9 protein-coding genes are annotated in these 15,215 nt (G+C 73.6%); 3 read left to right on the forward strand and 6 right to left on the reverse strand.

The annotated features are described in order from the left end of the window. Positions 1 to 160: 160 nt before the first annotated feature. Positions 161 to 3,097, reverse strand: coding sequence for a PIG-L family deacetylase (locus tag OG553_RS23895; protein ID WP_405980940.1), 2,937 nt, complete (start codon positions 3,095 to 3,097; stop codon positions 161 to 163). 192 nt (positions 3,098 to 3,289) lie between these two features. Here OG553_RS23895 and OG553_RS23900 point away from each other — a divergent pair, with 192 nt between their 5' ends. Further along, positions 3,290 to 6,277, forward strand: coding sequence for a bifunctional [glutamine synthetase] adenylyltransferase/[glutamine synthetase]-adenylyl-L-tyrosine phosphorylase (locus OG553_RS23900; protein ID WP_405980941.1), 2,988 nt, complete (start codon positions 3,290 to 3,292; stop codon positions 6,275 to 6,277). Here the strand turns inward: OG553_RS23900 and OG553_RS23905 are convergent. Together OG553_RS23905 and OG553_RS23910 are read right to left on the reverse strand one after the other, a co-directional pair. Beyond that, positions 6,274 to 7,257, reverse strand: coding sequence for an IS481 family transposase (locus tag OG553_RS23905; protein WP_405980942.1), 984 nt, complete (start codon positions 7,255 to 7,257; stop codon positions 6,274 to 6,276). The genes OG553_RS23900 and OG553_RS23905 overlap by 4 nt on opposite strands. Before the next feature lie 162 nt (positions 7,258 to 7,419). Continuing rightward, a complete protein-coding gene (locus OG553_RS23910; protein ID WP_405980943.1) occupies positions 7,420 to 8,016 on the reverse strand; it encodes a dihydrofolate reductase family protein in 597 nt (198 codons plus the stop codon). 264 nt (positions 8,017 to 8,280) lie between these two features. Between OG553_RS23910 and OG553_RS23915 the strand changes: the two genes are divergently transcribed. Beyond that, positions 8,281 to 9,864 (forward strand): amidohydrolase, encoded by a 1,584-nt coding sequence (locus OG553_RS23915; protein ID WP_405980944.1) that lies wholly within the window; start codon positions 8,281 to 8,283, stop codon positions 9,862 to 9,864. Here the strand turns inward: OG553_RS23915 and OG553_RS23920 are convergent. From OG553_RS23920 to OG553_RS23930, 3 genes are all read right to left on the reverse strand, one after another. After that, positions 9,861 to 10,748: a phosphatase PAP2 family protein gene (locus OG553_RS23920; protein ID WP_405980945.1), complete on the reverse strand. Its 888-nt coding sequence runs from the start codon at positions 10,746 to 10,748 to the stop codon at positions 9,861 to 9,863. The two genes, OG553_RS23915 and OG553_RS23920, sit on opposite strands and share 4 nt — an antisense overlap. A 126-nt stretch (positions 10,749 to 10,874) precedes the next feature. Next, the gene (locus tag OG553_RS23925; RefSeq protein WP_401243305.1) at positions 10,875 to 11,906 is read right to left on the reverse strand and encodes a LacI family DNA-binding transcriptional regulator; all 1,032 of its coding nucleotides are present in this window, start codon (positions 11,904 to 11,906) and stop codon (positions 10,875 to 10,877) included. 26 nt (positions 11,907 to 11,932) lie between these two features. After that, on the reverse strand, positions 11,933 to 13,720 hold the full coding sequence (locus OG553_RS23930) for a glycoside hydrolase family 13 protein (protein WP_405980946.1): 1,788 nt from the start codon (positions 13,718 to 13,720) through the stop codon (positions 11,933 to 11,935). A 222-nt stretch (positions 13,721 to 13,942) separates the two neighbouring features. Here OG553_RS23930 and OG553_RS23935 point away from each other — a divergent pair, with 222 nt between their 5' ends. Then, positions 13,943 to 15,214: an extracellular solute-binding protein gene (locus OG553_RS23935; RefSeq protein WP_405980947.1), complete on the forward strand. Its 1,272-nt coding sequence runs from the start codon at positions 13,943 to 13,945 to the stop codon at positions 15,212 to 15,214. The last annotated feature ends 1 nt before the right edge of the window (position 15,215 follow it).

Raw genomic sequence — 15,215 nt, forward strand, 5'->3', positions numbered from 1 at the left:
GTTCACCGATTCCGCCGATGACGCACGCTTTTCCGAAAACGACCGGATGTGATTGTGCCCTGAGGGTGCCGCGAGGGCGCCGAACCGCCCGGATCGTGGACGCGGTCGAGGTGGTCGAGGTGGTCGAGGTGGTCGGGGCGGTCGGGGCGGTCGGGGCCCGCTACCGGGCGGTGTTGCGGGGGCCCACCGGCTGCCACGGTGCGAGGTGCGCGTCGGAGGCGTCCGTCGAGGAGGTGACGTACAGCCGCGCGTCGAGGCCGACCACGGCCAGGCTGACCAGGTTCTTCCCCGTCATCGTGCTGGACGGGGCCCCGACGAACATCAGTGGAGAGCGCTGCCACGCGCCGCCCGGGCCGACGTCCGAGCCCAGTTGCCCGCCCGCCGAGCGGCCCGCCAGTACGTGGCCGCTCGCCGTCACGGGGCCGTAGCCCTGGAGCCCGCCCAGGTCGGTGAGGGCGTCGGCCCTGAGCCCGCCGTCGGCCGTCACCAGGGCGGAGCGCACGTTGCCCGAGCCCGGCTTGCGGAACAGCAGCCGCACCCCGTCCTCGCGCCCCTGCGCCGTCAGCGGGAGCGTGGTGTCCGGCAGGCCGGTGGGGGTGGCCGGGCCCAGCGGGGCGCCGGGCTCGGGCTGGGCCCAGGCCGTCACCGTCTTCGTGGTGGCGGCGAAGACCATCCGCCGCCCGGCCCCGTCGGTCGCGGTGGCCGGGGTGCCGTGCAGGTCGGACCCGCCGAGGGAGTCCCACGGCCCCCACTCCCCGTCGGGGCGCTGGACGCGGCCGCGCAGGGTGGAGGCGCCGTCGCGGACGTACACGGCGAGCGCCCCGGTGCCGTCGACGGACACGGCGGGCGCGCTGATGTCGGAGGTCCAGGCGTCGTCGGCGCCCTCCGGGGTGCCGAGCGACTGCCAGGGGCCGAACTCCCCGGAGCCGGGGGCCTGCTGGACCGCGTAGACGACCTCGCGGAGGTAGTCGGCCGGCTTGTCGCCGAAGGAGGTGCGGGTGCCGAAGGCGGCGATCCGCCCGTCCTTGAGGGTGACGGTGGATATGCCCTGGTCCATCCCTGTTCCGGGGAGGAGGCGGGGGCCGGTCCAGCTGCCGATGAGGCCGTTGCGGTGCCAGACGGCGACCTGGCCGTCGAGGACCTTGAACGCCCACAGGCCGTGCTGGGCGTCGGAGGCCAGCCAGGAGGTGCTGGTGCCGCGGGCGTAGTTGATGGACTGGGTCCAGCGGTTGCCGGAGGGGTGGTCGGCGACCTTGAGGTCACCGCAGCCGGCCTCGCTGCCGCAGTGGTTCTCCTTGTCGAGCCAGGCGTAGGTGTCCAGGATGTCCAGCTTCTCCTTGGCCTCGCCGGGGTCGAGGGCGCTGGGGAGCGAGCCGTTGAAGTAGCCGATGTAGTTCTGCACCGCGAAGTGCGGGCGGTCCTCGACCTCCTGCGCGTAGGCGGCGGTGGCCATCTGCGCGAACCGGGCGCCGTAGAAGTGGTCCTGGTGGTCGGTGTACCGCTTGGTGTCCTGGAAGCGTCCGGGGGTCGGGTCCTGGGCGCGGATGGTGGTGGGCCGGTAGCGCTCCAGGACGCCCTCGATGGTCCGGACGACCTGGTCCTTGGTGTACGTGAACCCCTGCCGGACGGGGGAGCCGGAGGCGAGCACCGATTCCAGGTGCGGGACCCGGCCGTCCCACAGGCCGTGGAGGCTGTCGGGTACGTCGGCGTAGACGTTGCCGGCCTCGCGCAGCTGGAGCCAGACGAGGTTGATCTCGGGCTTCGCGACGAGGACGTCCACCTCGGCCTGCCCGCCGCCCTTGGTCGGGATCACGGTGCGCTTCCAGGCGCTGCTGCGGTCGCCGGTGGCCATCTTGGCGTAGGCGGCGCGGATGCCGTTCTGGCGGGCCTCGGCGTAGGCGGGCTTGTCGGGTCGGGTGGAGGCCTGTGTGGCGGCGCCCGCGTTGATGCCGTCGGCTTCGCCGGAGGTGAGGTACACGGAGGTGACGGGGTGGCCGGCGGCTATGGAGTACCGCAGGTCCGGGTTCATGAAGTACAGGTCGTCGTCGGGGTGGGCGACGATCTGGAGCACCCGGCCGGGGTCGGGGGCGTCCGCCGCGGTGGCGGTGGTGGTCCGGGAATCGGCGGCGGTGGGCGCGCCGATGGCGGCGAGGGCCTCGTTGCCCCGGATCACGAGCATGCCGCTGGCGGCGGTGGCGGCGACGAACCCGACGGCCTTGACGATCTTCCGCGCGACGGGATGCCGGGCGGCTGCGCCGGGGCTTCCGGTGGCCCGGGGGGCCGCCCCCGGGGCGGGTGCGCGCCCCGTGGCGGAGCCGGGCGCGTCCGCGGCGCCCGCCGGGCGGTTTCCGGCCGCGAGGCTTCCGGCCCGGCCGGGCGCGTCCGTGCCGCTGGCCGCACGGGGAGCCGGTACGCGGGGCACGGAGGCGGCGGGGTCGGCTTCCGGCTCCGATCCGGCGGCTCGGGGACTTCCCGCCGGGGCGGCTTCCGCCGGAACGGCTCCGGCCGCAGGCGCCGGGACACGGCGCTCGGCGGCGTCCGTGCCCGGGGCGTCGTCCGGGTCGCCCCCGGCGGGGGCCCGGTCGGGGGCTTCGCCCTCGGCGCCTCCCGCCTCTGCGGTGGCGGGTGCTTCGGCCGGGGCGGCCGGGGCTTCGCCCTCACGCGGCCCGGCGGCGCCGACCGCGGGCACCTTCGGGCCCGGGGTGCGGGGCTTGGCGGGCTGGGCGGCGTCCGCGCCGGGGGCGTCGTCCGGGTCGCCCCCGGCGGGGGCCCGGTCGGGGGCTTCGCCCTCGCGGGTGCCGGTGGCTGCGGTCGCGGGGGTTGTGGCGGGGCGGCGGGTCCCGGAAGCGTCCGTGCCCGGGGTGTCGTCCGGGTCGCCTCCGGCGGGGGCCCGGTCGGGGGCTTCGCCCTCGCGGGTGCCGGTGGCTGCGGCCGTGGGGGGCGTGGCGGGGCCGCGGGGGCCGGGCGTGCCCGCACCGGCGGCGGCCCCGGAGCTCCCCGCAGGGGTAACGCGTTGCTGGGGGACGCGTGCAGTCGGGGTCGAGGGGGTCTCGGCGGGGGGCGGGGGCGCGGCGGAGCCGGGGGGTCCGTCGGACATGGGGGCTCCTCGCGGCCGGTCGGGCGGGGACCGGGCCCCCTCGGGCATAGATCTAACAAGTAAGCAGATAATCCGATAATCCGCCTCATGATATCGGCCACGGTGCCCGGTGAGTCGAACGCCTGCTCCGGCTAGGCTCGCCCCCAGGCCGGCCAGACCAACCAGCAGCGACACCACTCGGGAGGCGGCGGGATGACAGTCCCGGGACGCAGGAGCAGCACCTTCATCAGGCTGCTGCGCAGCGGGTTCACCGACCCCACGCACGCCGCCCAGCTCCTCGACGCCGACGCGCTGGCCTCCGTACGCGCCGACCCGGTCCTCCTCGACGCCCTCGGCGCCACCGCCGACCCCGACCTCGCCCTGCACGGCCTCGTACGCCTCGCCGAGGCCCAGACCCCCGAGGAGCTGCCCCTGCTCCTCGACACCCTCGTCAGCGCCAAGCCCCTCCGCGACCGCCTCCTCGGCGTACTCGGCGCCTCCGAGGCCCTCGCCGACCACCTCGCCCGCCACCCCCGCGACTGGCAGGCCCTCGTCACCTACGAGGCCGCCGACCTGCACCCCGGCCTCGCCGAGTTCGAGCAGGGCCTCGCCGACGCCCACGACCCCGTCGCCCTGCGCGTCGCCTACCGCCGCTGCCTGCTCTCCATCGCCGCGCGCGACGTCTGCGGCACCACCGACGTGGCCCAGACCGCCGCCGAACTCGCCGACCTCGCCACCGCCACCCTCCGCGCGGCCCTGCGCATGGCGACCGCCGCCGCCCCCGAGGACGCCGCCCAGTGCCGCCTCGCCGTCATCGCCATGGGCAAGTGCGGCGGCAACGAGCTCAACTACGTCTCCGACGTCGACGTCATCTTCGTCGGCGAGGCCGCCGGCGGGGCCGAGGAGCACAAGGCGCTCCAGGCCGCCACCCGCCTCGCCTCCCACCTGATGCGGATCTGCTCCGAGACCACCGTCGAGGGCACCATCTGGCCCGTCGACGCCAACCTCCGCCCCGAGGGCCGCAACGGCCCCCTCGTGCGCACCCTCGCCTCCCACATGGCCTACTACCAGCGCTGGGCCAAGACCTGGGAGTTCCAGGCCCTCCTCAAGGCCCGCGCAGTCGCCGGCGACCCCGACCTCGGGGACCAGTACGTCGCCGCCATAACCCCCCTCGTCTGGCAGGCCGCCGAACGCGAGAACTTCGTCGCCGACGTCCAGAAGATGCGCCGCCGCGTCGTCGACAACATCCCCGCCGCCCAGGTCGACCGGGAACTCAAACTCGGCCCCGGCGGCCTGCGCGACGTCGAGTTCGCCGTCCAGCTGCTCCAGCTCGTCCACGGCCGCAGCGACGCCACCCTGCACTCCGGCACCACCCTCGACGCCCTGCACGCCCTCGCCGCCGGCGGCTACGTCGGCCGCGCCGACGCCGCCCAGCTGCACGACGCGTACCGCTTCCTGCGCGCCATGGAGCACCGCATCCAGCTCTACCGGCTGCGCCGCACCCACCTCGTCCCCGAGGACGACGCCGACCTGCGCCGCCTCGGCCGCTCGCTGGGCCTGCGCACCGAACCCGTCGCCGAGCTCAACAAGGCCTGGCGCAGGCACGCCTCCGTGGTGCGCCGCCTCCACGAGAAGCTCTTCTACCGGCCGCTGCTCGACGCCGTCGCCCAGCTCGCCCCCGGCGAGACCCGGCTCTCCCCGCGCGCCGCCGGCCAGCGCCTCGAAGCCCTCGGCTACGCCGACCCGGCCTCCGCCCTGCGCCACCTGGAAGCCCTCTCCTCCGGGGTCAGCCGCAAGGCCGCCATCCAGCGCACCCTGCTGCCGGTCCTCCTCGGCTGGTTCGCCGACTCCGCCGACCCGGACGCCGGCCTCCTCGGCTTCCGCAAGGTCTCCGACGCCCTCGGCAAGACCCCCTGGTACCTGCGCCTGCTGCGCGACGAGGGCGCCGCCGCCGAGAACCTCGCCCGCGTGCTCTCCGCCGGACGCCTCGCCCCCGACCTGCTGATGCGCGCCCCCGAGGCCGTCGCCCTGCTCGGCGACCCCGAAGGCCTCCAGCCCCGTACGCACGAGGCCCTCGAACAGGAGGTGCTCTCCGCCGTCGGCCGCGCCGACAGCGGGGAAGCGGCCGTCGCCGCCGCCCGCGGGGTACGCCGCCGCGAGCTGTTCCGCACCGCCGCCGCCGACATCATCGCCTCCTACGGCACCGAGGACAGCCCCGCCGAGAAGGACTGCGGAGCCCTCGTCGACCGGGTCGGCGACGCCGTCTCCGACCTCACCGCCGCCACCATCGCCGGCGCCCTGCGCGCCGCCGTCCGCGACCACTGGGGCGAGACCCTCCCCACCCGTTTCGCCGTCATCGGCGTCGGCCGCTTCGGCGGGCACGAGCTGGGATACGGCTCCGACGCCGACGTCCTCTTCGTCCACGAACCCCGCGAGGGCGTCGACGAACAGGAGGCCGCCAAGGCCGCCCAGACCGTGATCGCCGAGATGCGCAGGCTGCTCCAGCTGCCCACCGCCGACCCGCCGCTCCTCATCGACGCCGACCTGCGCCCCGAGGGCCGCTCCGGCCCCCTCGTACGCACCCTGTCCTCCTACGCCGCCTACTACCGGCGCTGGTCCCTGACCTGGGAGAGCCAGGCCCTGCTGCGCGCCGAGCCCGTCGCCGGGGACATCGACCTCGGCAACCGCTTCATCGAGCTGATCGACCCGCTGCGCTACCCCGTCGAAGGCCTCGGCGAGGACGCGGTTCGCGAGATCCGCCGCCTCAAGGCCCGCATGGAGTCCGAACGCCTGCCGCGCGGCGCCGACCCCACCCTGCACACCAAACTCGGCCGCGGCGGCCTCAGCGACGTCGAGTGGACCGTCCAGCTGCTCCAGATGCGGCACGCCTGGGCCGAGCCCGGCCTGCGCACCACCCGCACCCGCCGGGCCCTGGCCGCCGCCCACTCCGCCGGGCTCCTCACGACGGAGGAGGCGCAGATCCTCGACGAGGCCTGGGTCCTCGCCACCCGCGTCCGCAACGCCGTCATGCTGGTCCGCGGCCGCGCCGGGGACACCTTCCCCGCGGACGCCCGCGAACTGGCCGCCGTCGGCCGCTACCTGGGCTACCCGGAGGGCAGGGTCGGCGAGATGCTGGAGGAGTACCGCCGCACCACCCGCCGCGCCCGCGCGGTGGTGGACGAGCTGTTCTACGGGGCCTAGCTGTATTGACCCGCAGCGTTGTTCACGCGGCTGATCGGGGGCTTGCCTGCGAGTGCGGTGTGGCAGCGGTGGTGGTTGTAGGTGTGGAGGAAGTCCGCCAGGGCGGCTGTCCGCTCGTCGTTCGAGGTGTAGGGCCGCAGGTAGGCCCATTCCTCGAGGAGGGTGCGGTTGAAGCGTTCGACCTTGCCGTTGGTCTGCGGCCGGTAGGGCCGGATGCGTTTGTGGGTGATGCCCGCCGAGGCCAGCGTCTGGGTGAAGAGCTTGGACTTGTAGCAGGAGCCGTTGTCGGTCAGGACGCGTTCGACGGTGATGCCGTGGGCGGCGAAGAAGGCATTCGCCCGCTGCCAGAAACCGGCCGCGGTTTCCTGCCGTTCGTTGGCGAGGACTTCGCTGTAGGCGAGGCGGGTGTGGTCGTCGACGGCGGAGTGGACGTAGCTGTAGCCGATCACCGGTGTGCTGCTCTTGCGCTGGTGGGTGGTGGCCTGCCGGTTGTGGTCGCCGGCCGTGCGGCCCACGGCCCGCCATCCGCCGCCGTCGGGGATGTTGCCGAGTTTCTTGATGTCGATGTGGACGAGTTCGCCGGGCCGGTCGCGTTCGTAGCGGCGGATCGGCTCTCCGGTGGGCCGGTCGAGCCAGGCCAGGCGGTTCAGGCCGTGACGGGCCAGGATCCGGTGCACGGTCGAAGCTGGCAGGCCCAGGACCGGGCCGATCCGGGCAGGACCGAGCTTGCGGCTCCTGCGCAGGTCACAGACGCGGGCTTCGACCGCCGGAGGAGTCCGGTGCGGGGTCGTGCCAGGGCGGCTGGAGCGGTCGTGAAGACCGGTGTCGCCTTCCGTGCGCCAGCGGCGGACCCATTTGTGGGCGGTGGCCCTGGATATGCCCATCTCGGCCGCGACGTGCGCGACGGGTCGGCCCGAGCGGACGCGTTCGACCAGCAGTTGCCTACCGAAGACGGTCAGCCGGGCATTACGGTGGGACACGAAGACCTCCGTCGTGCAATGGGTTCCTAGACAGCTCCCACCACACCGGAGGTCTTCGCCATGTTCAAGACCTACCGAGTGTCAACAACGCTCGTGATCAATACACCTAGCGGGAGGGCCGGCCGCCCCCGGCGGGGCGGCCGGCCGGGGCCGGGGCCGGGGTTACGCCCCCGCCGCCCGGCGGTAGGTGGAGACGTGCACGCCGGTGCCGGTGGTGACGGTCGAGGCCAGTTCGAACGTGCGCAGCACGCCGTCCTCCGGGAAGAGCCTCTTGCCGCCGCCCAGGACCACCGGCATGATCATCAGCCGGAGTTCGTCGACCAGGTCCTCGGCCAGCAGGGTCCGGGCGAGCGAGGCGCTGCCCATGACCACCAGGTCGCGGCCCTCGGCCTCGCGGAGCTTGCGGATCTGCGCGAGGGCCTCGCCGGCCGGGACGAGCGTGGTGTTGTTCCACGTCAGGTCCGACTCGCCGAGCGTGCCCGACACGACGTACTTGGCTACGCCGTTCATGTGGTCCGCGAAGGGGTCGCCGCTCCGCTCCGGCCACGCCCCGGCCATGACCTGCCAGGTGCGGCGCCCGAACAGCAGGGCGTCGGTGGCGGCGGCCCACTCGGCCAGCGCGCCGCCCATCACCTCCGGGTCGAAGAACGGGTGGGTCCACCCGCCGTGGGCGAAGCCCCCGTCGGTGTCCTCCTCCGGGCCGCCCGGCGCCTGTACGACGCCGTCCAGGCTGATGAATTCACCCAGCACGATGCGCATGGGAATGCCTCGCTTCCTGATCCGTCGGGTTCGTTCGCGATAGATGAAAGCTATGCATCGTTCAGATATCCGGCAATCCGATTGCTGTCATTGCGTACATTTGCGCAGCTCAGATCCCGTGAATCGTTGCAACGGATCTGATGTGAACGCAAGATCGGACGCCGCATCCATTGCAATGAATGGATGTGAACGCACGCCTGCCACCCCCCGCCCCGGCGCGACATGATGGCCTCCCGAGCCCCGGCCAGAAGGAGAACCGCCGCCGTGCCCGCTGCCGACACCGTCCTCACCGGAGCCCGCGTCCGCACCCTCGACCCCGACCGCCCCGAAGCCGCCGCCGTCGCCCTGCGCGGCGGCGAGATCGCGGCCGTCGGCGACGCGGCCGACGTACGCGACTGGCTCGGCCCCGCCACCCAGGTCCTCGACCTCGGCGGCGCCACCCTCACCCCCGGCCTCACCGACGCCCACAGCCACCCCGTCTGGGGCGTCGAGACGGCCACCGGGACCGACCTCTCGCAGGTCCGGGACCTCCACGGGCTGCGCGCCGCCCTGCGCACCGCCGACCGCACCGCCGGCTGGGTCCTCGGCTTCGGCCTCGACCACAACGCCTTCGGCGGCCGCCCCGTCCACCGGGACCTCGTCGAGGACGTCCTCGACGGCACCCCCGCCTTCCTGCGCCTCTACGACGGCCACTCCGCCCTCGCCACCGGCCCCGCCCTGGCCGCCGCCGGCATCACCGGCCCCCGCGCCTTCGACCAGCGCTCCGAGATCGTCTGCGACGGCGACGGCCGCCCCACCGGGCACCTCGTCGAGCACGCCGCGATGTCCCCGGTCGCCGCCCTCGCCCCCAAACCCGCCCCCGCCGAACGCCGCGCCCGCCTGCGCGCCCTCCTCCACGCCATGGCCGCCACCGGACTCACCGGCGCCCACGTCATGGACCTCGGCGACGGGGACGTACCCGCCCTCCTCGCCACCGTCGAGTACGAGACCGACCTGCCGCTGCGGCTGCGCCTCGCCCCCTGGTGCATGCCCGGAGCCGACGAGGAGGCACTCGCCGCCCTGGTCGCGCTCCAGGGCGTACACGGACGCCACTGGCGGGTCGACGGCGTCAAGTTCTTCATGGACGGCACCGTCGAGGGCGGCACCGCCTGGCTGGACCACCCTGACTGCCACGGCCGGGGCACCGACGCCTTCTGGCCCGACCCCCACGCCTACGCGCGGGCCGTGCGCCACCTCGACGCGGCCGGGGTCCGCACCGCCACCCACGCCATCGGCGACGCGGCCGTCCGGCACGTCCTGGACACGGTCGCAGCACTCGGCGGGGGCGCCCGCGGGCGGCACCGGATCGAGCACATCGAGACCGTCCCCGACGACCAGCTGAAGCGGTTCGCCGAGCTCGGCGTGATCGCCTCCATGCAGCCCCCGCACACCGCCTACACCCGCGCCGACCACACCGACGAGTGGTCCAGGCGGCTCGGCGGCGAACGCGCGGGCCGCGCCTGGCGCTGCCGGGACCTGCGCGACGCCGGCGCGGTCCTCGCGCTCGGCTCCGACTGGCCCATCGCCCACCACGACGCCCGACGGGTCCTCGCCACCGCCCGGCGCCCGCTCGGCGCCGCATCCGGCGGCCGGGCCCTGACCGGGCTGATGGCACTGGAGGGCATGACCTCCCACGCGGCGCTCGCGGCCGGCGAACAGGCCGTCGCGGGCCGCATCGCCCCGGGCTGCCGCGCGGACCTCACGGCCCTCGCCCTCGACCCGGTCACCGCCGCCCCCGACGAACTGGCGGAGGCCCCCGTACGCCTGACCGTCTCAGGCGGCCGCATCACCCACCGCGACGGCGTCTAGGCGCGGCGGAAGCGGTTCAGCAGTTCCGACGCCGGGTGCGGACCGGTGTGCACCGGCCGGCGCGGCAGCCGGTGCGGCAGCGATCCGTACCAGGCGCTGGACACGGCGTACCCGAAGGCCAGGCACAGCACGCCGCCGACGGCGTCGAGCCAGAAGTGGTTGGCGGTGGCCACGATCACGACCAGGGTCGCCGTCGGGTACAGCAGCCCCAGGATCCGCGCCCACGGCGCGGAGGCCACCGCGAAGATCGTCAGCCCGCACCAGAGCGACCACCCTATGTGCATCGAGGGCATCGCCGCGTACTGGTTCGACATCTGCTTGAGGTTCCCGGAAGCCATGGAACCCCAGGTGTGGTGCACCAGCACGGTGTCGATGAAGTTCCCCCCGTCCATCAGCCGGGGCGGCGCGAGCGGGTAGAGGTAGTAGCCGACCAGGGCGACGCCCGTGGTGGCGAAGAGGACGAGGCGGGTGGCGGCGTAACGCCCGGGATGGAAACGGTAGATCCACACCAGCACGCCGATCGTCACGATGAAGTGCAGCGTCGCGTAGTAGTAGTTCATGCCGACGACCAGCCACGTCACCGAGTTCACGGCGTGGTTGACCGTCTGCTCCACGGCGATGCCGAGCCCGCGCTCCACGGACCAGATCCAGTCGGCGTTCGCGAGCGCGGCCGCCTTCTGCTCGGGCACGGCGTTGCGGATCAGCGAGTACGTCCAGTAGCTGACGGCGATCAGCAGGATCTCGAACCAGATCCTCGGCCGTCGAGGGGCCCGCAGCCGGGTCAGGAGAGCGCCCTGAGGCTCCGAACGGTGTCCGTCTTCCGTCACGGTGGGTGACGAGACGTCCGTCCGGGTTTCCAGTGTCTTCACGCTCGCTTCACCCATGGGCAGAGAGTCTGCCAGATGCGTTACCGCCTCCGATCATCCCTCGGGACGGTCTTCGGCGCCCTTCCTCAGCCCGAGGGACTACCCGGTAACCCCTAGGGGGTACCAGGCAGCGCCAGTCCGTACTTAAGGGGTGCGCCGCTGTGCCGGGCCCGAGGCCGTCGAGCCGCGGACGACCAGCTCGGGCAGGAACACGAACTCGCTGTGCGGGGCCGGCGTACCGCCGATCTCCTCCAGCAGGGTCCGCACCGCCGCCTGCCCCATCGCCTGCACCGGCTGCCGGATGGTGGTCAGCGGCGGATCGGTGAACGCTATGAGCGGGGAGTCGTCGAAGCCGACCACCGACACGTCCTGCGGCACCCGCAGCCCCTGCTGCCGGGCGGCCCGGATCGCGCCGAGCGCCATCATGTCGCTCGCGCACACCACCGCCGTGCAGCCCCGCCCGACGAGCGCGGCCGCGGCGGCCTGGCCGCCCTCCAGGGTGTAGAGGGAGTGCTGGATCAGCTCCTCCACCTCGGCCTCGCCGAGCCCCAGCCGCTCCCGCATCGCGACCCGGAAGCCCTCGATCTTGCGGAGCACCGGCACGAACCGCTTCGGGCCGACCGCGAGGCCGATCCGGGTGTGCCCCAGCGCCGTCAGGTGGGTCACGGCGAGCTGCATCGCGGCCCGGTCGTCGGGGGAGACGAACGGGGCCCGCACCTTGTCGGAGAAACCGTTGATCAGGACGTACGGGACGCCCTGCGCGCGGAGTTGGTCGTACCGGCCCATGTCGGCGGTGGTGTCGGCGTGCAGCCCCGAGACGAAGATGATCCCGGAGACCCCCCGGTCCACCAGCATCTCGGTCAGCTCGTCCTCGGTGGACCCGCCGGGCGTCTGCGTCGCCAGCACCGGCGTGTACCCCTGCCGGGTCAGTGCCTGGCCGATGACCTGCGCGAGCGCCGGGAAGATGGGGTTGTCCAGCTCGGGGGTTATCAGCCCGACGAGCCCCGCGCTGCGCTGCCGCAGCCGTACGGGCCGCTCGTAGCCGAGCACGTCGAGCGCGGCCAGCACGGACTCACGGGTGCCCGCGGCCACACCGGGCTTGCCGTTGAGCACGCGGCTGACTGTGGCTTCGCTGACCCCCGCCTGGGCTGCGATGTCGGCTAGCCGTGCGGTCACGGGATTGGACTGTACCGGTAGCCGGCTCACATCGCCCACCACGTGCAGGAATCCGGGGGAAGGCGCACCGTGCGCCCGTCGGTCTCCACCGGGGCGCTGGAGAGCACCGGCCGCCCGGGGGAGGGGAGCTCCACGGCGGTGGGCCGGGTGTTGAGGGTGCAGGCGAAGCCGGGGCGGGTGAAGAGGAGGACCCCGTCGGGCGCGGGCCGCCAGCGCATCCCCCGCGCGAACACCGCGGGTCCCGCCCCCGTCCCGGGCCACTCCTCCCCGCAGCGGTCCCGCCCCGACTCTGCGGCGCCCAGGCCCGGCATGGCCCGGCGCAGCTCCAGGGCGGCGCGGTACAGCTCCAGCGTCGAGTGCGGGTCGCCGGTCTGCGCGGCGACGCTCAGCCCCGCCCAGCCGGCGGGCTGCGGCAGCCAGCTGCCGCCGGGGCCGAAACCGTACGGGGCCTCGTCGCCGGACCAGGGGAGCGGCACCCGGCACCCGTCGCGCAGCCCGTCCTGCCCCTCGGCCTCCGCGGTCTCCGCGGCCCCGGCCCCGTCCCCGGCCGCCTCCGCGCAACGCCGCCCGCGGCGGTAGGCCGGGTCCTGGCGGGCCCCGTCCGGGAGCTCGGTGACCTCCGGCAGGCCCAGTTCCTCGCCCTGGTAGACGTACGCCGACCCGGGCAGCGCCAGCATCAGCAGCGCCGCCGCCCGCGCCCGGGCCAGGCCCCGCGCCCCGCCCCCGTACCGCGTGACGTGCCGTACGACGTCGTGGTTGGACAGCACCCAGGTCGTCGGGGCGCCCACGGAGGCGGTGGCGGCGAGGGACTCGTCGATCACGGTCCGCATCGCCGCCGGGTCCCAGGGACAGTTCAGGAACCGGAAGTTGAAGGCCTGGTGCAGCTCGTCGGGCCGCACGTACAGCGCGAGGCGCTCCGAGGTCGGCGCCCACGCCTCCGCGACCCCGATCCGCCCGTCCCCGTACGAGTCGAGCAGCCGCCGCCAGGAGCGGTGGATGGCGTGCACCCCGTCCTGGTCGAAGAAGGGGAGCGGCTCGGTCCCGATCAGGGTGGCCTGCGCGCCCCGGCCGATGTCGGGCAGCCCCGGGGCCTTGACCATGCCGTGGGCCACGTCCACCCGGAAGCCGTCGACGCCCAGGTCGAGCCAGAAGCGCAGCACCGACTCGAACTCCTCCGCGACCTGCGGGTGCTCCCAGTCCAGGTCGGGCTGCTCGGGGGCGAAGAGGTGCAGGTACCAGTCGCCGTCCGGCACCCGGGTCCAGGCCGGGCCGCCGAAGACGGACTCCCAGTCGTTGGGCGGCAGCTCCCCGGCGGTGCCGCGCCCCGGCCGGAACAGGTACCGCTCGCGGGCGCCGGGCACGCCCGCGAGGGCCTCCCGGAACCAGGGGTGGGCCTCGGAGGTGTGGTTCGGCACCACGTCGACGATCACCCGCAGGCCGAGCGCGTGCGCGGCCCGGACCAGGTCGTCGGCGTCGGCGAGGTCCCCGAAGAGCGGGTCGACGGCCCGGTAGTCGGCGACGTCGTAGCCGCCGTCCGCCTGCGGGGACACGTAGAAGGGGGTCAGCCACACGGCGTCCACCCCGAGCCGGGCCAGGTGCGGCAGCCGCTCGCGCACCCCGCGCAGGTCCCCGACGCCGTCGCCGTCGCTGTCCGCGAAGGAGCGGACGTACACCTGGTAGATGACGGCGTCGCGCCACCAGCCGCCGCTCCCGGCCGGGTCGCCGCAGGCTTCGCCGAAGGAGTCGCCGGAAGAGTCGTTGGAAGCGTTGCTGGAAGCTCTTGCAAGCGGGGCGGCCGTCAACTCGTGGTTCATACCGCAGTCAACGCGCGTACACGCCCCGTGGTTGCGGGCCTGCGCAATCGAAGCGGACTCGAACTAACAGCAAGCTGCGGCAACCGTAGGGACACACGGATGTAACGATCGCCTCCGCTTGCAGAAAGTTGCCGCAAGGTCTTTCCGTCGGCTTTCAAGCTTGTTACGTTCCTCGCAACTCGGGACCGCGAGGGCGCGGCCGGGATCATCGAAGGAGTTCATATGCGGCGTGGCATAGCGGCCACCGCGCTGGTCGCGACCCTGGCGCTCGCGGCGACGGCTTGCGGTGGGGACACCAAGGACGACGGTGGCACGAAGGCCGGCGGCGAACTGTCCGGCACCGTCACCTGGTGGGACACCTCGAACGACGCCGAGAAGGCGAGCTTCCAGAAGATCGCCGAGGCGTTCACCGCGAAGCACCCGAAGGTGACCGTCAAGTACGTCAACGTGCCCTACGGCGACGCCCAGAACAAGGTCAAGAACGCCTTCAGCAGCGGCGCCGACGCCCCCGACGTGATCCGCGCCGACGTCGGCTGGGTCGCCGACTTCGCCTCCCTCGGCTACCTCGACGAGGTCCCGGCCGACACCGCGAAGAAGATCGACGCCGAGTTCCTGCCGCAGGCCGCGGCCAGCGGCAAGTTCGAGGGCAAGACCTACGCCGTCCCGCAGGTCATCGACACCCTCGGCCTCTTCTACAACAAGAAGATGCTCGCCGACGCCGGCGTCCAGCCCCCCAAGACCCTTGAGGAGCTGAAGACCGCCGCCACCGCGATCAAGGCCAAGACCGGCAAGACCGGCCTCTACCTGCGCGGCGACGACTCCTACTGGTTCCTCCCCTTCATCTACGGCGAGGGCGGCGACCTCGTCGACGCCAAGACCAAGACGGTCACCGTCGACAACGCGGCCGGCGTCAAGGGCTTCAAGGCCGCCCGCGACCTGGTCACCTCCGGTGCCGCGGTCACCAACGCCACCGACGGCTGGACCAACATGCAGACCGCCTTCAAGTCCGGGGAGGTCGCGATGATGATCAACGGCCCCTGGGCCGTGGCCGACAGCTACGCGGGCGACCAGTTCAAGGACAAGTCCAACCTCGGCGTCGCCCCCGTCCCGGCCGGCTCCGCCAAGGCCGGCGCCCCCCAGGGCGGCCACGACCTCGCCGTCTACGCCGGCTCCAAGAACACCGCCGCCGCGCACGCCTTCGTCGAGTACATGACCTCCCAGGAGGTCCAGGTCCAGTCCGCCAAGGACCTGAGCCTGCTGCCCACGCGCACCGCCGCCTACGAGCAGCCGGACGTCAAGAGCAGCGAGATGGTCCAGTTCTTCAAGCCGGCCGTCGACAAGGCCGTCGAGCGCGCCTGGATCCCGGAGAACGGCTCCCTCTTCGAGCCGCTGAAGGTCGAGTACACCAAGGCCGTCACCGGCGCCTCGACCCCCGAGGACGCGGCCAAGGCGGCCGGCGCCGAGTTCCGCAAGATCCTCAAGGGCTGGAAGTAGT

Origin of the sequence: Streptomyces sp. NBC_00158, from assembly GCF_045160885.1 — a bacterium.
Classification (GTDB): Bacteria; Actinomycetota; Actinomycetes; order Streptomycetales; family Streptomycetaceae; genus Streptomyces.

Coding starts and splice junctions, on each gene's coding strand:
- OG553_RS23895 (WP_405980940.1), bottom strand. CDS start 3,097: ATGTCCGACGGACCCCCCGGCTCCGCCGCGCCCCCGCCCCCCGCCGAG.
- OG553_RS23900 (WP_405980941.1), top strand. CDS start 3,290: ATGACAGTCCCGGGACGCAGGAGCAGCACCTTCATCAGGCTGCTGCGC.
- OG553_RS23910 (WP_405980943.1), bottom strand. CDS start 8,016: ATGCGCATCGTGCTGGGTGAATTCATCAGCCTGGACGGCGTCGTACAG.
- OG553_RS23920 (WP_405980945.1), bottom strand. CDS start 10,748: ATGGGTGAAGCGAGCGTGAAGACACTGGAAACCCGGACGGACGTCTCG.
- OG553_RS23930 (WP_405980946.1), bottom strand. CDS start 13,720: ATGAACCACGAGTTGACGGCCGCCCCGCTTGCAAGAGCTTCCAGCAAC.
- OG553_RS23935 (WP_405980947.1), top strand. CDS start 13,943: ATGCGGCGTGGCATAGCGGCCACCGCGCTGGTCGCGACCCTGGCGCTC.